Genomic DNA, 17,364 nt, shown 5'->3' with positions numbered 1-17,364 from the left:
GCGTCAGCCCGCCGCGCGCGCCGCTCTGCGGCGTGCGCGGCGGCGCTGCGCCAGGACCGAGCCGACCGCGCCGACCGCCGCCGGTCGCCTGACGAGCCACCACGCAGAGCCGGCTGCGTCGCGCCAACGGGACGAGCGCTGCGCGGCTCGCAGGTCGTCCCAGACCACTCTGGCGAGCGCGCCGTCACGGAGCGCCTGGTCCATCCACGACTTCTGGGAGTGGTCCTCGATGATGCGCTCGAAGGCGGACCTCATCATGCCGACGTCCCTTACCGCCTGCGTGTCGTGCTCGTGGTAGAAGACCGTCGCCTCGCCCGCGACCACGCCGGTGCCGAGCTCGAGCACCCGGATCCAGGCGTCCATGTCCTGGGCGCGTGGGAGGGGCCGGAAGAGGCCCACCGCCTCGAGGGCGTCACGTCGCACCACCGTGGCGCTCGTCACCACGAGGTCGCTCGGGACCAGCACCCTCCTGGGTGTCACCGGCTCGGGCGAGGGGCGCGGGCTTCCCAGCCACCGCCCGCTCGTGGACGTCGCCGCCGTCGAGGCGAGGACGTGCCCCTGCGCCAGCCCCAGGACCGTCTGCAGGTGGTGGGGGAGCCACTCGTCGTCACTGTCGAGGAAGGCGATCCACTCGGTGTCGGCGGAGCTGATGCCCGCGTTCCGCGCGGGACCGCTGCCCGACCGCCGAGGCATCTCGAGCACCTCGGCGCCGGCGTGGCGTGCGACGTCGGCCGTGCCGTCGTCCGAGGCGTCGTCGATGACGACCACCCGCCGTGGTGCGAGCGTCTGGCGCCGCACGCTCTCCAACGCCCTCTCGATGAGGTGGGCACGGTTCATGGCGGGCATGACCACGGTCACGTCCGCGGTCACCGGTCCCTCCTGCGCGGCGGGCTCCGTGCTCGCTGTCATGGCGTGGCCTCCGACGACGTCCCGGACGGCCACCCCGGGTGGTGGCTCTGTGGTCAACGTAGCCGTCGACCTCGGGGCCGACCGGCACCGCGTCCTCCTCGCTAGGGTCGCGCTGTGCTCCGGGAGATGACGGCTGGCCGAGACGTCCCGACGCCGCAGGAGGGGCGCACGCCCCGCCAGCGGGCGCACGACGCCGAGCGGAAGCTCCGGTACTACGCGGCGCTGGCGCGCCGACCCGCGTTGTCCGGTCGGCCCATGTCCTTCGGGCCCAGGGTCGACGTCCGGATCGGGCCGGGCGGGCGTCTCGACCGTGGGGAGCGCTGCGTGGTCGCGGGCGACTTCCACGGCGTCATCGACGCGCCGACGACGTGGGGGGACGACGTCTTCTTCAACGTCGGCGCCTACGTCTGCGTCTTCGAGGGCCTCACCATCGGCTCGCGCGTCATGTTCGGCGAGCGCGTCTCCATCCACGACGAAGACCACGTCGTCGGACCCGTCGCGCCGGGGGCCCCCCGTTACCGGACCTCGCCCGTGTCCATCGGCGACGACGTCTGGGTGGGGGCGAACGCGGTCGTCCTCCGCGGCTCGCGCATCGGGTCGGGCAGCGTCGTGGCCGCCGGGGCCGTCGTCCGTGGCGAGGTGCCCGGGGGGGTCCTCGTCGCCGGGGTCCCGGCGAAGGTCGTCCGGGAGATCCGGTGAGCGACGTGGTGCGCTTCTCCGTCGTCATCCCCGCCCATCAGGAGGAGCGGGTCGTGGGGCGCTGCCTCGACGGCTTCGTCCACGACCTCGGCGACGCGGCGGAGGTCGTCGTCGTGGCCAACGGCTGCACCGATCGCACCGCCGCGGTGGCGCGCGAGCGCCCCGGGGTGAGGGTCCTCGAGCTGGAGGAGGGGTCGAAGCGGCTCGCCCTGGACGCCGGGGACGCCGCTTCGACGACTTTCCCGCGCATCTACCTCGACGCTGACGTCGTCGTGGGCGCGCCGGCGCTACGGGCTGTCGCGGACGCCCTGTCGGGTGCCCGACCGCGCGTCGCGGCGCCCCGGGTGCGGTTCCGCGTCGGGGGGAGGCCGTGGGCTGTCCGCGCCTTCTACGCCGCCTACGCCCGCATCCCGTACACGACCGACGGGCTCGTCGGCCTCGGCCTCTACGGCGTCAGCGAGTCGGGTCGCCGACGCTTCGGCGCGTTCCCCCCCGTGACGAGCGACGACCTCTTCGTCCAGCGGACGTTCGCCCCGGAGGAGCGCGTCGTGCTCACCGACCACGTCTTCGAGGTGGAGACGCCGCGGACCCTTCGGAGCCTCCTCGCCGTGCGTACCCGGACGGCCCAGGGCAACGCCGAGCTCGCCGGCAGCGGCGAGGTCGCCCACGCCACGAGCACGGGGGAGACGGTGCGCTCGCTCCTGTCGGACGTGCGCCGAGACCCGCGGACCCTGCCGTCCACGTCCGTCTACGTCATGGTCGTTGCGCTGGCGCGGCTGCGAGCGCGACGTGGCCCCGCGACGTGGCACCGGGACGAGACGACGCGCTGACCCGCCGGCCGTGATGACGCCGTGATGACGAGGCTCGTCGACCTGTGAACATCTCGTGAACTCGGTGCGCACGATTTGGGCCAGGCCGCATCATGCCCTTGACTGTGGTCATGACCACCCGACCGGCTCTGACCCCCGAGGAGCTGGCAGCGTCGCCGGTCCTGGTCCCTCAGCAGACCCATGACCACACCGTCGACGCCGCGGCGCCGCAGAAGGTGGTCGTCGACGGCGTGGCCTTCGACGCCGTCACCGAGACGGAGGTCGTCGACCACGTCCTCCGCGAGATGTCCGCTGGTCGCGGAGGCATGCTCCTGACGCCCAACGTCGACATCCTCCGCCAGCTGCGTCGTCCCGACCTGCAGGGCATCGCCGCGCAGGCCGACATCGTCGTCGCCGACGGCATGCCGATCGTGTGGGCGTCTCGGATCCAAGGAAGCCCCCTGCCGGAGCGCGTGACGGGGGCCTCCCTGGCTGGCTCCTTGCCGGCCGCCGCTGCGTCCGCGGGGCGGTCGGTCTACCTCCTCGGCGGGGAGGAGGGCGTCGCGGAGGCGGCCGCCGAGAACCTGGCGTCGGACCACGAGGGGCTCCGCGTCGCCGGGTGGCACTGCCCGCCCCACGGCTTCGAGCGGGACGAGGACCAGATGGGGGCCATCGTCGAGGACCTGCAGCGCACGCAGCCCGACCTGGTGCTCGTGGGCCTCGGCTTCCCCAAGCAGGAGCGCCTGATCGGCGTGCTGCGCTCCACCCTCCCGCGGGCGTGGTTCATCGGGTGCGGCGGGGCGCTCACCTTTCTCTCCGGACGCGTCTCCCGGGCGCCCGAGGGGATCCAGAAGAGCGGGTTCGAGTGGCTCCACCGCCTGGCGATGGAGCCGCGGCGCATGGCGCGGCGTTACCTCGTCGACGACCTCCCCTACGCGGCCGGTCTCTTCGCCAGGAGCGCTCGACGCAGCACCGCTCTCAACGGGCGGGCGGCCTAGCCGAGCGCCGAGCTCCCCGGTCGGCGGGCGGGGACGCGGGAGATGCCGAGCGCCGCCGGCCCCACAGGTTCGTCAGGGCGCTTAGGCTCCGCCCCGGTTCACCCGATGGGGTGGTAGCCCCCGCTTCCGACCACAGGAGTCCTTGCATGCCTGCTACGTCCCGCCATCTCCGACGCACGGCCGCCGCGATCGCACTGGCCGTCGCCGTGACGGGAGGAGCGTCCTCGGGCGCTCTCGCAGACACGACCCGGACGAGCGCCTCCGTCGCCGAGTACCCCGCGCTGCCGCCGAGCAACGCTTTCGCCAAGGACGTCTCCCGCGCGCCCCTCGACTCGAGCAGCCGGGCGATGGTGGCGAACCTCGAGCACCAGGTGACGTCGCGCTACGGCGGCGTCGCCGCCTTCAACGCTTTCTCCTTCGGTGCCTCTCTCAACATGGCCTCAACTGGTCAGCGGCGCGTCGACGTGCGCTTCGACGACTGCCAGGGCAAGGGGTGGACGCCTCCCGCGCTGTACGGGCCCGGCGGCCAGTTCGAGGACGTGCCGATCCCCGCCGACGCCATCCCCGCCAAGGGCACCGACGGGCACCTGACGGTCTACTCGCCCAGCACCGACCAGCTCTGGGAGTTCTGGAAGGCCCGGAAGACGTCCTCGGGCTGGTCAGCCTGCTGGGGTGGCCGGATCGACGGCATATCGCAGAGCGACGGCGCCTTCCCGAAGACCTTCGGCGCCAGCGCCAGCGGCCTGGCGTCGTCCCTGGGAGCCGTCCAGATGGGGGAGGCGGCGAGGGGGGACGTCGACCACGCCGTCTCGCTGCTCCTGCCGCGTATCGCGCACTACAGCGACGTGAACTACCCCGCCACGAGGAGCGACGGCTGGGACCGCAGCTCCTCGGCCATCCCTATGGGCACGCGCTTCCGCCTCGACCCGTCGGTCGACGTCGAGCGGCTCGGCCTCCACCCGGTCGCCGAGGCCGTCGCCCGGGCGGCCCAGCGCTACGGCTTCGTCGTGACCGACACCGCCGGCGCCGTGTCCGTGCAGGCCGAGAGCGGTGAGGGGATCAGGACGCGCACTGGTAGCAACCCCTGGAACGGCATCCTCGACGGCACGCCGCAGTACGCCGTGATGGCCGGCTTCCCGTGGGGCGACCTCCAGGTCGTCCGGGAGGACTGGGGCGCGCCCAGCTGACCGCCCGTACGACCTGCACCCGAGCCCGCCGGCGCCACCGCGCCGGCGGGCTCGGGTGCCTCGGAGCCTGAGTGCTCGTCCGGGTGACGACAGGCCGAAGTGTGCTCTGGGTCACCTCACCGTCTGCCATCGTGGTCACCGACGTCCGTGGTCGACAGGGGTGACGATGACAGAGCGTGTGCAGTGGTTGGACGGGGCGCGTGGTGTCGCCATCGTGATGATCGTCATCCACCACGCGGTCATCCTCCTGGCGCCGCTCGGCCTCGTGCACCCGGACTACGTGGTCGCCCGCGACCTGCTCGCGACCTTCCCCATGCCGCTGTTCTTCCTCGTCTCGGGCGTCCTGTCCCGATCGGCGCTGACGGGCTCCTGGGGGCACCTGTGGCGCTACCGGCTGGCGCCGCTCCTCTGGCTCTACGTCGTGTGGACGCTCGTGCGCTTCGCCTGGTTCTCGCTCGTCCCGCTGGCCACCCGACCTGACGAGACCGACCTCGTCCGCCTGCTGGTGTCGCCGGTCTGGCCGACGTCGGGCCTGTGGTACCTGCATGCGCTCGCCGTGGTCCTCGTCGTCACGAAGCTCATGGCCGGGAGGGTGCCCCTGGCGGTCCAGCTCGTCGGGGCGACGCTCCTGTCCGCGGCCTTCTTCGGGCCCCTCGACAGCGGCAGCATCGGCTACGAGGGGGTCGCCCACTACCTGCTCTTCTTCCTCGTGGGCGCCCACTTCGGACCGCGCCTGGTCGGGGCCGTCCAGGGGTCGACGCGGGTGGCCCCCGTCCTCGCCGTCGTCGCCTTCCTCGGCGCCGTCGTCGTCGTGAGGCTCTTCGTCCTGCAGTGGCTACCGATCGTCCCCGTGGTCCTCAGCGCCCTCGCCGTCGCCGCGGGCGTCCTGGTCCTGCGCCACGCCCCGCGCCTCACGAGCGCCCTGCGTCTGGACGTCCTCGGCCGGCTGACGCTCGTCGTCTACGTGACGCACTTCATCCTGCTGTCGGCCATGACGAGCCTCCTGGCGCTGGTCGTCGGCCCCTTCGGCGGGGCCCAGCCGCACCCCGTGCTCGGCGTGGTCGCCCTGCCCGTGATGGTCGCCGCAGCAGTGGCCGGGTCCGTCGGCATCGGCACCCTGGTCCGTAGGACCCCGCTGGAGTCGATCTACCGGCTGCCCGCCCGCCGGGCCTCCGTCTGAGCGAGGGCTGAGGCCGACGGCCGACCGGCCTGCGGGCGGAGGACCGCGACGACCGGTCGCTCCGCCCGCAGGCGGAGATCAGCGGGCGGCGCCGAGCCCGCGGTAGGTCCAGCCCGCCTGGCGCCACGCGTCGGCGGGCAGGCAGTTGCGGGCGTCGATGACGGTGGCGCCGGGTCGGGTCAGGCCCAGCAGCTTCGCGGGGTCGGCCTGGCGGAAGACCGGCCACTCGGTGAGGACGAGGACGACGTCGGCGTCGGTGACGGCCTCCTCGGTCGAGGTGCCGTAGGAGAGCGTCGGGAACATCCTGCGGCCCGTCTCGCCGGCCTCGGGGTCGTAGACGACGACCTGGGCGCCGCGCAGGTGCAGGCCGGCGGCGACGTTGAGGGCGGGGGAGTCGCGCACGTCGTCGGTGTCGGGCTTGAAGGCCGCGCCGAGGACGCCGACGCGGCGGTTGAGCACGCTGCCGCCACAGGCCTGGACGGCCATGTCGATGACGCGCTGGCGCTGCCACATGTTGATCTCGTCGACGTCCTGCATGAGGGCGACGAGGGAGTCGGCGCCGAGCTCGCCGGCGCGGTGCATGAGGGCGCGGATGTCCTTGGGCAGGCAGCCGCCGCCGAAGCCGAGTCCGGCGTTGAGGAACTGCCGGCCGATGCGGACGTCGTGCCCGAGGGCGTCGGACAGGACGGTGACGTCGGCGCCGGCCTTGTCGCAGACCTGGGAGATCGCGTTGATGAAGCTGATCTTGGTGGCGAGGAAGGCGTTGGCGGAGACCTTGACGAGCTCGGCCGTCGGCAGGTCGGTCGCGATGAAGGGGGTGCCCTCCGACAGGGGGCGCGCGTAGACCTGGCGCAGGAGGTCGTCGCCCCACTCCGAGGCGCCGCCGACGACGACGCGGTCGGGGGAGAGGGTGTCGTGGACGGCCTTGCCCTCGCGGAGGAACTCGGGGTTCCAGGCGAGCTCGACGCGCAGCCCGGCGGGGGCGACCTCGCGGACGCGGGCGGCCATGCGGGCGCCGGTGCCGACCGGGACGGTGGACTTGCCGACGAGCAGGGCGTCGTGGGTCAGGTGCTGGGCCAGGCCCTCGAAGGCGGCCTCGACGTAGCGCAGGTCGGCGCCGTTGGAGCCGGGGCGCTGGGGCGTGCCGACGCAGACGAAGTGGACGTCGGCGAAGGCGGCGGCCTCGGCGAGGTCGGTGGTGAAGCGCAGGCGCCCGGACTCGACGCCGCGCACGAGCAGCTCGGGCAGCCCGGGCTCGTAGAAGGGCACCTTGCCGGCGGACAGGGCCTCGACCTTGGCGGGGTCGACGTCGACGCCGATGACGTCGAAGCCGAGCTCGGCCATCGCGGCGGCGTGGGTGGCGCCGAGGTAGCCGGTGCCGACGACGCTGATGCGGGGGCCGCGGGCGCTGTCGGGGGTGGTGTCCTCGGTCGAGGCGGTCTGCTCGGTCATGGCGGGTCCTCACGGGGGTCGACGGACAGGCGTGCGCGCCCTCGCGCGGGGGGCAGCATGCCACTCCGGAGCGTACGGACGACTCCGCCGGCTCCACCCCGTCGAGAGCCGCGGCCTCGTGCCCGAGGAGTCGAGGCGTGCCCTAGCGTGGCCGCCGCCCGCGCCGGCCCGGTGCGGACCCGACGGGAGGACGCGATGCAGGCAGGTCCCCAGGGCCTCGACCACCCGGTGACCGCGCCGGTCGCCGTGTCAGGAGCGTCTCCCTCCGCGCTCGGACGTCCGCCGCGGGTCGCCGTCATCGGCGCCGGTGGCATCGGCTCGGAGCACCTGCGCGCCCTCGCCGCCGGTGCGGGCGGGGCGCTCGTGGCGGTCTGCGACTCCTCCGAGGGCGCGGCGCGCGCCGCCGCCGACGAGGCGGCCGACCGCGGGCCGCGCCCCGAGGTCTTCCGCGACGCCGTGGCGATGCTCGAGACCGCGGACCTCGACGTCGTGCACGTGACGACGCCGCCCGCCTCGCACGTCCCCCTCGCCCGCGAGGCGCTGCGCCGCGGGGTCCACGTCCTCGTGGAGAAGCCGCTGGCGGCGTCGCCGGAGGAGCTCGAGGAGCTCCTCGGCCTCGCCCGCGCGAACGGCGTCCACCTGCTGGAGGACTACAACTACCTCTTCAACAGCCAGGTCCGGACGCTGCTGGCCTGGCGCGACGAGGGGCGGCTGGGCGACGTCGTCCACGTCGACGTCACCGTGGCGCTGGACGTCCTCACGGGCGGCGGCCCGCTCGTGCAGGGGACGGCGCCCCACTTCGCCCTCGGGCTGCCGGCGGGGCTCGTCTCGGACTTCCTCCCGCACCTCGCGTCGCTGGCGCACGCCTTCACCGGCCCGGCGACCGGCGTCGCGACCGCCTGGGCCAAGCGGCACCCGTCCCGTCTCGCCGTCGACGAGATGCGGAGCCTCGTCACCGGGTCGTCGGCGACCGCGAGCCTCGCCTTCTCGGCCTCCGCGCAGCCCGACGTCTTCTCCGTCGTCGTCGAGGGCACGCGGATGCGGGCCCGGGCGGACCTGTACGGCACGGGTGTCGTCCGCAGCGAGCTCCGCGGCGCCCCCGGCCCGCTGGTGCCCCTGCTCAACGGGCTCGACAGCGGACGCCGCGAGGCGGTCGGCGCCGTGGGCGGGCTGCTCCGCAAGATCAGCGGTGGTCCCGGGGCCTACGAGGGACTCTGGGGCCTCGTGGGCGCTTTCCACGCGGCGCTGAGGGACGGGACGCCGCCACCGGTGAGCCTGCAGGACGTGGCCGAGGTGAACGCCCTGGTGTCCGAGATCGAGAGGAGCGCCCCCCGATGAGCACGGTGCTGGTGACGGGTGCCTCCGGCTTCCTCGGCGCCGCCGTCGTCGCGGCGCTCGCGCGGCACGGGCACGCCGTGCGGGCGCTGGTGCGCGACGGCTCGCTCCGACCGGGCGCCTGGGGCGACGCGGACGTCGACGTCGTCGTGGGGGACGTGCGCTCGCCCGAGGCCGTCGACCGCGCGCTGGCCGGCTGCGACGTCGTCGTCCACCTGGCGGCCCAGGTGCAGGGCTCGCCCAGCGAGCAGTTCGCCAGCACGGTCGGCGGGACCGAGCGCCTCCTCGAGGGGCTGCGGAGCCCGGCGGGCGCAGCGGTCCGGCGCCTGGTGCTGGCGAGCAGCTTCTCCGTCTACGACTGGTCGGCGGCGCGAGGGACGCTGACGGAGTCCTCGCCGCTGGAGGAGCGCCCCTGGCGCCGCGACGGGTACGCCCGCGCCAAGGTCTGGCAGGAGCGGCTCCTGCGCGAGGCGGCCGAGGGGGCGCCGTGGAGCCTCGTCGTCCTGCGTCCCGGCTTCATCTGGGGAGCCGAGCGGCCCGACGTCCCGGGCGTCGGGCAGCGCGTCGGCGGGCTGCAGCTCGTCGTGCGGACGCGCCTGCCGCTGACGCACGTCGAGAACTGCGCCGAGGCCTTCGCCGCCGCGGTGTCGGCGGACGTGCCCTCGGGCACCACCGCGAACGTCGTCGACCCGGACGTCGTCACCTCGCCCGAGTACGCGGCCGCGTCCGCCGCGGCGACGGGCGTGCACCGCCGCGTCGTCGTGCCCTACGCGGCCGCCCTCCTCCTCGCCCGGGTCGCCCGGCTGTCCGGCCGCGTCCTCTTCCCCCGGACGGGGGGCAAGCTGCCGAGCGTCCTGGACCCCGTGAAGTTCCAGGCCATGTTCAAGCCGCTGCGCTTCCCGGCCGACGTGGCGCGCCGCCAGCTGGGGTGGACGCCGGTCCTCACCTGGGACCAGGCGCGCGACAGCGCCTTCGCGGGGTCGGAGGCAGGCCCGGAGCACGCCTCCTCGGGGAGCGCCGCGTGAGGACCGGGTACCTCGCGAACATCTACCCGCGCGCCAGCGACACGTACGTGCGGGAGGAGGTCGCAGCGCTGCGCCGCCGGGGCCACGACGTGCGGCCCTTCTCGATGCGCTCGCCCGACCCCGCCGAGGTGGAGGCGTCCGGGACGGCCGACGAGCAGCGCGCCACCGGCTACCTCGTGCCGGGCCTGCCGTCCGCCGCGCCCGGTCTCGCCCGCTGGGCCCTGCGCCGGCCCCGGAGGCTCGCCAGGGCCCTCGCGCTGGCGGCGCGGCTGCGCGCGCCCGGCGCCAAGGGCGCGGTCTGGCCCTTCGTCTACCTCGCCGAGGCGCTGCGCCTGGCGGAGGCCTGCGAGCGGGCGGACGTCCGCCACGTCCACGCGCACACGAGCGAGGGCCCCGCGGCGGTGGCCATGCTCGGCGCCGCCCTGTCGGGGGGCTCCTGGAGCATGACCGTGCACGGGCCGTACGAGTGGGACCGGGCGCCGTCGCTGCACCTGGACCTCAAGACCGCCTCGGCGTCGCACGTGGTGGCCATCAGCGAGTACACGCGGGGCCAGCTGTACCGCTGGGTCCCGCCGGAGACCTGGGCGAAGGTGCACGTCGTCCGCTGCGGCGTGGCCCCGGCCTTCCTCGTGGGCGACGCCGAGGCCCTCGCCGCACCGCCCACGGCGGGCGGACCGGTGGACCTGCTGTGCGTGGGGCGCCTGGCGCCGGAGAAGGGCCAGCGGCTCCTCGTCCAAGGCGTGCACGCGCTGCTCGCGTCCGGGGAGGCCCGACCGGAGGACCTGCGGGTGCGCCTCGTGGGCGACGGCCCCGACCGGGCGGACCTGGAGCGCCTGGTGCGTCGGCTGGGGCTCGAGGACGTCGTCGTGCTGGAGGGATGGCGGAGCGCGGACGACGTCGCGCGCATGCTGCGCGACGCCCGTGCGCTCGTGCTCCCCAGCCTCGCCGAGGGCCTGCCCATCGCCCTCATGGAGAGCCTCGCGGTGGGACGTCCCGCGGTCGTCTCCGCCGTCGCGGGCGTGCCCGAGCTCGTGCGCGACGGGGAGAACGGCTGGCTCGTCCCGCCGGGCGACCCGGTGGCCCTCGCGGGAGCGCTGCGCCGGGTGCTCGCCGCCTCACCGGAGGAGCTGGCGCGCATGGGCTCGCAGGGCGCCCGGGACGTGCGGCGCCTGCACGACGTCGACCGGTCCGCCGAGCAGCTGGAGGAGCTGCTGGGGGCGGCGGCCGGGAGGGCCTCGGACTGAGCGGGGCGCGCGCCCCCGTGGGACGCGCGCCCGGGCAGGGCTTCACCGCCGTGCCGTCCTCCGGGTGCGACCATGGCCCCATGACGAACCGCGTGCTCGTGGTCGACGACGACACCGCGCTCGCCGAGATGATCGGCATCGTGCTCCGGGGGGAGGGCATCACGCCGTCCTTCTGCGCGGACGGCTCCGGGGCGCTGGCCGCCTTCCGGGAGTCCAAGCCCGACCTCGTGCTGCTCGACCTCATGCTGCCGGGGGTGGACGGCATCGAGGTGTGCCGGCGCATCCGCGCGGAGTCCGACGTGCCGATCGTCATGCTCACCGCGCGCAGCGACACCTCCGACGTCGTCGCCGGGCTCGAGTCGGGCGCCGACGACTACGTGCCCAAGCCCTTCAAGCCGAAGGAGCTCGTCGCCCGCGTCCGCGCCCGGCTGCGCCGTCGCGAGGACGAGGTGCCCGAGACGCTGCGCGCCGGCGACCTCGTCATCGACGTCGCCGGGCACACCGTCACCCGCGGCGGCCAGCACATCGCCCTGACGCCGCTGGAGTTCGACCTCCTCGCGGCGCTGGCCCGCAAGCCGTGGCAGGTCTTCACGCGCGAGGTGCTGCTCGAGCAGGTCTGGGGCTACCGCCACCAGGCCGACACGCGCCTGGTCAACGTCCACGTCCAGCGCCTGCGCAGCAAGATCGAGCACGACCCCGAGCACCCCGAGGTCGTGCTCACCGTCCGCGGCGTCGGCTACCGCGCCGGCGCCGTCGCCCAGGGCGGCCCGGCGGGGGACGGCGCCGTCCGGGAGGGCGCGCCGGGCTCCCCGTCGTCCGACGAGCCCGGTCGGGCCGGCGCGGACGCCGGCTGACGCCGTGCCGGGGCGCCTGGGGCGCCGCCTGCGGGCGGCGGGGGGCCGGGCGGCGCGGCGGTGGCGCCGCTCGCTGACCGTCCGGGTGGTCGGTCTGACCGTCGTCCTGTGCGTGCTGACGATGGCGGTCGTCGGGGGCTTCCTCGCCGACGCCATCAGCGAGCGGCTCTTCGAGGCCCGCCGGGACCAGGCGTTCGACGAGGCGGCCGCGGGGGCGCGCGCCTTCCAGGACCGCCTGGACCAGGCCGACGTCCCCACCGGTGTCGAGCTGCAGCAGTTCGTCTTCGACAACCAGGAGCAGCTCAGCGACGTCGGCGGCGAGGGGGCGGCAGGCTTCCTCCTGCTGCGGGTGCCGGAGAGCGACGCGACCGTCACGATCAACAGCCTCTACAGCAGCGGGCTGACGCCCGGCCTGCTGCCCGACGCGCTGCGCGAGGCGGTGCGGGACCAGTCGAAGCAGCAGGCCGCGCCGGTCGCCCTCCCGAGCAGCGACGGCGGCACGACGCCGGGCCTCGCGGTCGGCCAGCGGGTCGACCTCGCGCTCGCGGGGCAGTACGAGCTCTACTTCGTCATCGACCTCGGGCGCGAGCAGGAGACCCTCGACGCCGTCCAGCGCGTCCTCGTCGTCGGCGGCCTCCTGCTCGTCCTGCTGCTCGGCGGCGTCGTCTCGGTCGTCACCCGGCTCGTCGTGCGCCCCGTGCGCGAGGCGGCCGCCGCGGCCGCGCGGCTGTCGGCCGGCGACCTCGACCAGCGCGTCGACGTCCGCGGCGAGGACGACCTCGCCGCCCTCGGCCGGACCTTCAACGACATGGCTGCGTCCCTGCAGCGCCAGATCACGCAGCTGGCCGAGCTCTCCCGCCTGCAGCAGCGCTTCGTCTCCGACGTCTCCCACGAGCTGAGGACCCCGCTGACGACGATGCGGATGGCGGGGGAGGTGCTCCACGAGGCGCGCGGTGACCTCGAGCCGGCGGCCTCCCGCTCCGCCGAGCTGCTCATGACCCAGCTCGACCGCTTCGAGGCCCTGCTCGCCGACCTGCTGGAGATGAGCCGCTTCGACGCGGGAGCGGCGGCGCTGGACCCCGAGGTCGTCGACCTCGCGGCGCTGGTGGCCCGCGTCGTCGAGCACGCCGAGCCGGTGGCCTCCGCGCAGGGCGTGGCCGTGGCGGTGGTCGTGCCGGAGGGCCCGGTGACGGCGGAGGTCGAGCCGCGGCGGGTCGAGCGGGTCGTCCGGAACCTCGTCCTCAACGCGGTCGAGCACGCCGAGGGCCGCCCGGTGGAGGTCGAGCTGGCGGCCGACGCGTCGGCGGTCGCCGTCCTCGTGCGCGACCACGGCATCGGCCTGCGGCCCGAGGACGCCGAGCGGGTCTTCGACCGCTTCTGGCGCGCCGACCCGGCCCGCGCCCGCACCACGGGCGGCAGCGGGCTGGGCCTCGCCATCTCCACCGAGGACGCCGTCCTCCACGGCGGCCGCCTCGAGGTCGTCGGCCAGCTCGGTCTCGGCGCCGCCTTCCGCCTGCTGCTGCCGCGGGTGGCCGGCGGCGCGGTGGGCATGTCGCCGCTGCCCATGCCGGTGGACCTGGCTCCCGCCGCCCCGCCGGACGACCCGACCGCGCCGAGCGTCCTCGTCGAGGGGCTGCCCGGCGTCGTCCTCGTCCCCAGCGCCGCCGGCTCGCCCGGCGCGTGGGGCGACGCCGGCACCGAGGCGGCCGCCGACACCATCGCGACGGCGTCCCTGCCCGTCCTGCCGCCGCCGGCCGGCCGTGGCTGAGCCCCGCCCCGGGGCGCGGTGGTCGCGGGCCGCCGTCGCGCTGCTGCTGGTCGCCGTCCTCGCCCTGCTCACCGGCTGCGTGGACCTGCCCCGCCGCGGGCCCGTCGAGGGCGGCCCGGCCCCGGCGGCGCCCGGCCCGGCCCTGGGCTTCCTCGCCGAGGGCCCGCCGCCGGGGGCCTCGCCCGAGACGGTCGTCGAGGGCTTCCTCCGCGCCTCGGCCGCCTTCGACGACGACTCCGCGACGGCACGCCTCTTCCTCACCCCGCGCGCGGCGCGGTCCTGGCGCCCCTCCGAGCGGGTCGTCGTCATCGCGGCGAGCGGCCTGGTCGTCGGCGGCACGGGGGTGTCGCCGCCCGCCGCCGACCCGGGGCGCCCGACGTCGACGGTGACGCAGGGCACCGTGCAGACCGTCCAGGTCACCGCACCCCTCGTCGGGGAGGTCGACCGGCGCGGCCGGTGGACGACGGCGCCGCCCCGGGCCTCGTACTCCGTCGACCTCGACGTCGTCCGGGCGGACGGCGTCTGGCGCCTCAGCGACCCGCCGGACGAGGTCGTCGTCAGCCGCGACGTCTTCCGGCAGGTCTACCGCGCCTACCCGCTCACCTTCCTCGACCCGACGCGCACCGCGCTCGTGCCCGAGCTGCTCTGGTTCCCGGGGCGTTCGCCGAGCGCCACCCTGCTCGTCTCCGAGCTGCTCGCCGGCCCCTCGGAGTGGCTCGCGGGGGCGGTCACCACCGCCTTCCCGGAGGGCACGCGGCTGCTGAGCTCCCCGCCCGCCGTGCCCCTGGACCCCGGCGGCACCGCGGTGGTGGACCTCTCCGACGAGGCGCGGGCCGCCGACCCGGGCACGCGCCTGCTCATGCAGGCGCAGCTGCGCGCCACGCTGAGCCCCGTCCCCGGGGTGCGCGAGGTGCAGCTGAGCTCGGCGGGCAGCGCCCTCGGGCTGCCGGACGCCCAGCTCGGGCTGCTGGACCCGCTGGCTCCCGCCGGCCCGCCCGTCGTCCTGTCCGGGGGACGGATCGCCCGGCTCGACGGCGACGGGGCGGAGCTGGTGCCCGGCCTGCTCGACGTGTCCTCCCTGCTGCCGAGCGACCCGGCGGTGGGGGTGGACGGGCTCTTCGCCGTGCTCGTGCAGCAGCGCGGGCGCCTGCTCGTGGGCGTGCCCGACGAGTCGGACGAGGGGCCGGGGCTGCGGGGCGTCGTGGCCGGCGAGGACCTCGTGGCCCCGAGCGTCGACGTCCGGGGGTGGGTCTGGACGACGCCGGCCGACGCCGGGGGGGCCGTCCTCGCCGTCGACGCGGCGGGGGACGTGCGCACGGTCGAGGCGCCCTGGCTGGACGGGCGGCGCGTGCGAGCGCTGCAGGTCTCCCGCGACGGCGCCCGCGTCGTCGTCGCCTCGACCGACGCCGACGGTGGGGCCCACCTCGACGTCGCCGGCGTCGTGCGCGACGACGAGGGCGCGCCGGTGCGTCTGGACGTGCCCGACGCCCCGCCCGTCCCCGGGCTCGTGTCCGTCACCGACGCCGGGTGGCAGGACGCGACGACGGTCGTGGCCGTCGGATCCCGCGAGGAGGGCCCGGCGCAGCTGCTGCGGGTGGCCGTCGACGGATCGGACGTGCGCGCCGTCGAGGTGCCCGAGGGCGTCGAGCGGCTGACGTCGGCCGAGGCGGCCGGGCGCGTGCTCCTCGACGCCCCCGGCGGTGGGGTGCTGCAGCCCGCCGGGCTGGCCTGGGTCGTGCGGCCCGGCTCGGAGACCTCGACCGACCCGTCCTACCCGGGCTGAGCCCGGCGGCGGGCTGTCCGGCTCCCGCGCACAGGGGCGCCGCCGTGGCGGCCGTCCACCGACCGCACCGCCGGCCCGCCACCGGACCCGTGGGGCCCGCAGCCTCCTCCCGTGGGCTCACCGGCGCGGCACGCGGCCCCTCCCGGGCCCTCGCGGGCGGCATGGGCGGCTCTGGGCCGCCTCGTCTGGCCGGTCGCCTGCCCCGGGTGCGGGGCGCCCGACGTGCCGTGGTGCGCGCCGTGCCGGGCCGTCCTCGCCGCGCCCCCGCTGGGCCTCGTCGAGCTGCCCGTCGCCACCGCGCCCCCCGTGCGCGCCGCGGCGCGCTACGACGGCGCCGCCCGCGGTCTGCTCCTGGCGTGGAAGGAGCGCGGGCGCCACGACCTCTCGCCGCTGCTGGCGGACGCCCTGCGCCGGGCGGGCGCAGCGGCTCTGGACGCGGCGGCGGACGCTGGGCCGGTGGGCGGCCCGCTCGCCGTCGTCCCGGCGCCGTCCACCCGCGCCGCCGTCCGCGCGCGCGGCGACGACCTCGTCGCCGACCTCGCCCGGCGCTGGTCGACCTCGCTCGCCCGCGGGGGGCGGGTGGTGCCCGTCCGGCGCGTCCTCGCGATGCGGCGGGGGGCGGGCGACCAGGTGGGCCGCACCGCGGCGCAGCGGACGGCGGCGCGCCGCGGGGCGCTGGTGGTCCGCGCGGCCCCGCCGCGGCGGTGCCTGCTCGTCGACGACGTCGTCACCACCGGCTCGACCCTCGCCGAGGCCGCCCGCGTCCTCGCGCTCGCCGGCTGCCGGGTCGAGGGGGCGGTGGTCGTCCTCGCCGCGCCGCCGCCGGGGGCGGGGCGCCGCCGGTCGGACCGCACCGGCCCCCGGGACGGGCGGCCGGACGAGGGCGACCGGGGTCGTGACGCGCTGTGAGCGTCGACCACCGCAGGCCACCGGGGCGGTCGAGCGTGCTCGCGCTCCGGCGCGGCGAGAGCGCCTGTGCGGCAGCTCGAGCCGTCGTCGGCGACGCGACGGCGTCGCCGCGACCACCGGCCGGGTCCGGGACGCGTCCGCCGAGCGCGGACGCCCGCTCGCCCGGTCGGCGGGCCGGGCTGTCGCGCGGCCCCCGGGGCCGCTAGCGTCCCGACATGGAGCTCGCCCGGCGGTCTCGCCCGGTGCCTGACGGCGTCGGGGCGGGGCTGCGCGGAGCGCTCCCGCGGGCCGGTCTGCGCCGCCCCGCCCCGCCCGCCGCCGCCCCGGTCGTCACCGGGGCCGGCGGCCGGCCCCCCGCCCTCCTGCCGCGGGGAGGTGGTGCCTGAGCACCGAGGACCGCCCGCCGGGACAGCTCCCGGGCCGGCGCGTCGAGACCCACCCCCCATCGCTGGAGGACCCATGGAGATCACGCTCACCACCCGCCACACCACCGTGCCGGAGCGCTTCCGCCGACACCTCGAGGACAAGCTCGCCAAGGTCGAGCAGGTCGCCCCCCGGGCCGACCGCCTCGACGTCGTGATCAGCCACGAGATGAACCCGCGCCAGCCGCAGAGCTGCGAGCGCGTCGAGCTGACGCTGCGCCACCGCCGGGAGGTCGTGCGCGCCGAGGCCTGCGCCGACGACGCGCACGGCGCCCTCGACCTCGCGGAGGAGAAGCTGCTCGAGCGGCTGCGCCGGCTGCGTGACCGCCGCAAGGTCCACCACGGCCGCCAGACGCCGCCGTCGGTGCGCCGCGGCTCGGTGCCCGAGGCGTCGTCCGTGCCGCCGCTCGGCCTCGCCCCGCCCGCGGCCGGCGACGACGGCGCGTCCGGCGAGGAGGACGAGCCCGACGCGACGGTGAGCGCGCTGGGCCCGGGGGAGGACGAGCACGGGCTGGCGGACGCCGTGGGCGCCTCCCCGGTGCGGATCCGGGAGAAGACGCACCTGGCGCACCCCATGAGCGTGGACGAGGCCCTCGCCCAGATGGAGGCGCTGGGCCACGACTTCTACCTCTTCCTGTGCCGCAGCACGGGCGCGGTCAGCCTGGTCTACCGCCGCCGCGGCTGGAGCTACGGCGTCATCCGGCTCGAGGAGGCGCCCGCGGAGGCGGCCGGCGCCGACGGGGCGCAGACCCCCGCGGCGGTGAGCGCCTAGCCGGACGGGGGCCGCCGG

14 protein-coding genes and 1 pseudogene are annotated in these 17,364 nt (G+C 76.3%); 13 read left to right on the top strand and 2 right to left on the bottom strand.

Annotation, left to right across the window (positions count from 1 at the left end):
* Positions 1-3: 3 nt before the first annotated feature.
* Positions 4-870: a glycosyltransferase family 2 protein gene (locus tag WDV85_RS00230; protein ID WP_339568717.1), complete on the bottom strand. Its 867-nt coding sequence runs from the start codon at positions 868-870 to the stop codon at positions 4-6.
* 165 nt (positions 871-1,035) lie between these two features.
* On the opposite strand from WDV85_RS00230, the gene WDV85_RS00225 reads away from it, so the two are divergent.
* The 5 genes from WDV85_RS00225 to WDV85_RS00205 all read left to right on the top strand — a co-directional run bounded on the left by WDV85_RS00225 (position 1,036) and on the right by WDV85_RS00205 (position 5,782).
* A complete protein-coding gene (locus WDV85_RS00225) occupies positions 1,036-1,608 on the top strand; it encodes an acyltransferase (protein ID WP_339568716.1) in 573 nt (190 codons plus the stop codon).
* Complete coding sequence (locus WDV85_RS00220) at positions 1,605-2,438, top strand: glycosyltransferase (protein ID WP_339568715.1); 834 nt, start codon at positions 1,605-1,607, stop codon at positions 2,436-2,438. The genes WDV85_RS00225 and WDV85_RS00220 overlap by 4 nt, the downstream gene beginning before the upstream one ends.
* A gap of 110 nt (positions 2,439-2,548) precedes the next feature.
* Positions 2,549-3,415, top strand: coding sequence for a WecB/TagA/CpsF family glycosyltransferase (locus WDV85_RS00215; protein ID WP_339568714.1), 867 nt, complete (start codon positions 2,549-2,551; stop codon positions 3,413-3,415).
* A 146-nt stretch (positions 3,416-3,561) separates the two neighbouring features.
* The gene (locus WDV85_RS00210) at positions 3,562-4,602 is read left to right on the top strand and encodes a hypothetical protein (RefSeq protein ID WP_339568713.1); all 1,041 of its coding nucleotides are present in this window, start codon (positions 3,562-3,564) and stop codon (positions 4,600-4,602) included.
* A gap of 166 nt (positions 4,603-4,768) precedes the next feature.
* Positions 4,769-5,782, top strand: a complete 1,014-nt coding sequence (locus WDV85_RS00205; protein WP_339568712.1) for an acyltransferase family protein — start codon at positions 4,769-4,771, stop codon at positions 5,780-5,782.
* 78 nt (positions 5,783-5,860) lie between these two features.
* Here the strand turns inward: WDV85_RS00205 and WDV85_RS00200 are convergent, their stop codons facing one another.
* Entirely contained in the window at positions 5,861-7,234 is a 1,374-nt protein-coding gene (locus WDV85_RS00200) for a UDP-glucose dehydrogenase family protein (protein ID WP_339568711.1), read from the bottom strand.
* A gap of 195 nt (positions 7,235-7,429) precedes the next feature.
* On the opposite strand from WDV85_RS00200, the gene WDV85_RS00195 reads away from it, so the two are divergent.
* From WDV85_RS00195 to hpf, 8 genes and pseudogenes are all read left to right on the top strand, one after another.
* Complete coding sequence (locus WDV85_RS00195) at positions 7,430-8,572, top strand: Gfo/Idh/MocA family protein (protein WP_339568710.1); 1,143 nt, start codon at positions 7,430-7,432, stop codon at positions 8,570-8,572.
* Positions 8,569-9,594, top strand: coding sequence for an NAD-dependent epimerase/dehydratase family protein (locus WDV85_RS00190; RefSeq protein ID WP_339568709.1), 1,026 nt, complete (start codon positions 8,569-8,571; stop codon positions 9,592-9,594). The genes WDV85_RS00195 and WDV85_RS00190 overlap by 4 nt, the downstream gene beginning before the upstream one ends.
* Positions 9,591-10,838 (top strand): glycosyltransferase family 4 protein, encoded by a 1,248-nt coding sequence (locus tag WDV85_RS00185; protein WP_339568708.1) that lies wholly within the window; start codon positions 9,591-9,593, stop codon positions 10,836-10,838. Before WDV85_RS00190 ends, WDV85_RS00185 begins: the two co-directional genes overlap by 4 nt.
* 80 nt (positions 10,839-10,918) lie before the next feature.
* Positions 10,919-11,587, top strand: a pseudogene (gene mtrA, locus WDV85_RS00180) (MtrAB system response regulator MtrA); the annotation flags it as partial.
* A gap of 109 nt (positions 11,588-11,696) precedes the next feature.
* Positions 11,697-13,460, top strand: coding sequence for an MtrAB system histidine kinase MtrB (gene mtrB, locus WDV85_RS00175; protein WP_339568707.1), 1,764 nt, complete (start codon positions 11,697-11,699; stop codon positions 13,458-13,460).
* Complete coding sequence (locus WDV85_RS00170; RefSeq protein WP_339568706.1) at positions 13,453-15,243, top strand: LpqB family beta-propeller domain-containing protein; 1,791 nt, start codon at positions 13,453-13,455, stop codon at positions 15,241-15,243. Before mtrB ends, WDV85_RS00170 begins: the two co-directional genes overlap by 8 nt.
* A 111-nt stretch (positions 15,244-15,354) precedes the next feature.
* On the top strand, positions 15,355-16,152 hold the full coding sequence (locus tag WDV85_RS00165) for a ComF family protein (protein WP_339568705.1): 798 nt from the start codon (positions 15,355-15,357) through the stop codon (positions 16,150-16,152).
* Positions 16,153-16,611: 459 nt separating this feature from the next.
* Positions 16,612-17,346 carry a ribosome hibernation-promoting factor, HPF/YfiA family gene (gene hpf / locus WDV85_RS00160; protein WP_339568704.1) on the top strand — a complete coding sequence of 245 codons (735 nt, stop codon included), beginning with the start codon at positions 16,612-16,614 and terminating at the stop codon, positions 17,344-17,346.
* The last annotated feature ends 18 nt before the right edge of the window (positions 17,347-17,364 follow it).

Origin of the sequence: Pseudokineococcus sp. 5B2Z-1 (genome assembly GCF_037482305.1) — a bacterium.
GTDB lineage: Bacteria > Actinomycetota > Actinomycetes > Actinomycetales > Quadrisphaeraceae > Pseudokineococcus.
The sequence above is the reverse complement of the archived record's forward strand: the minus strand, read 5'-3'. Positions and strand labels throughout refer to the sequence as shown.

Coding starts and splice junctions, on each gene's coding strand:
- WDV85_RS00215 (WP_339568714.1), top strand. CDS start 2,549: ATGACCACCCGACCGGCTCTGACCCCCGAGGAGCTGGCAGCGTCGCCG.
- WDV85_RS00200 (WP_339568711.1), bottom strand. CDS start 7,234: ATGACCGAGCAGACCGCCTCGACCGAGGACACCACCCCCGACAGCGCC.
- hpf (WP_339568704.1), top strand. CDS start 16,612: ATGGAGATCACGCTCACCACCCGCCACACCACCGTGCCGGAGCGCTTC.
- WDV85_RS00195 (WP_339568710.1), top strand. CDS start 7,430: ATGCAGGCAGGTCCCCAGGGCCTCGACCACCCGGTGACCGCGCCGGTC.
- WDV85_RS00210 (WP_339568713.1), top strand. CDS start 3,562: ATGCCTGCTACGTCCCGCCATCTCCGACGCACGGCCGCCGCGATCGCA.
- WDV85_RS00225 (WP_339568716.1), top strand. CDS start 1,036: ATGACGGCTGGCCGAGACGTCCCGACGCCGCAGGAGGGGCGCACGCCC.
- WDV85_RS00205 (WP_339568712.1), top strand. CDS start 4,769: ATGACAGAGCGTGTGCAGTGGTTGGACGGGGCGCGTGGTGTCGCCATC.
- WDV85_RS00190 (WP_339568709.1), top strand. CDS start 8,569: ATGAGCACGGTGCTGGTGACGGGTGCCTCCGGCTTCCTCGGCGCCGCC.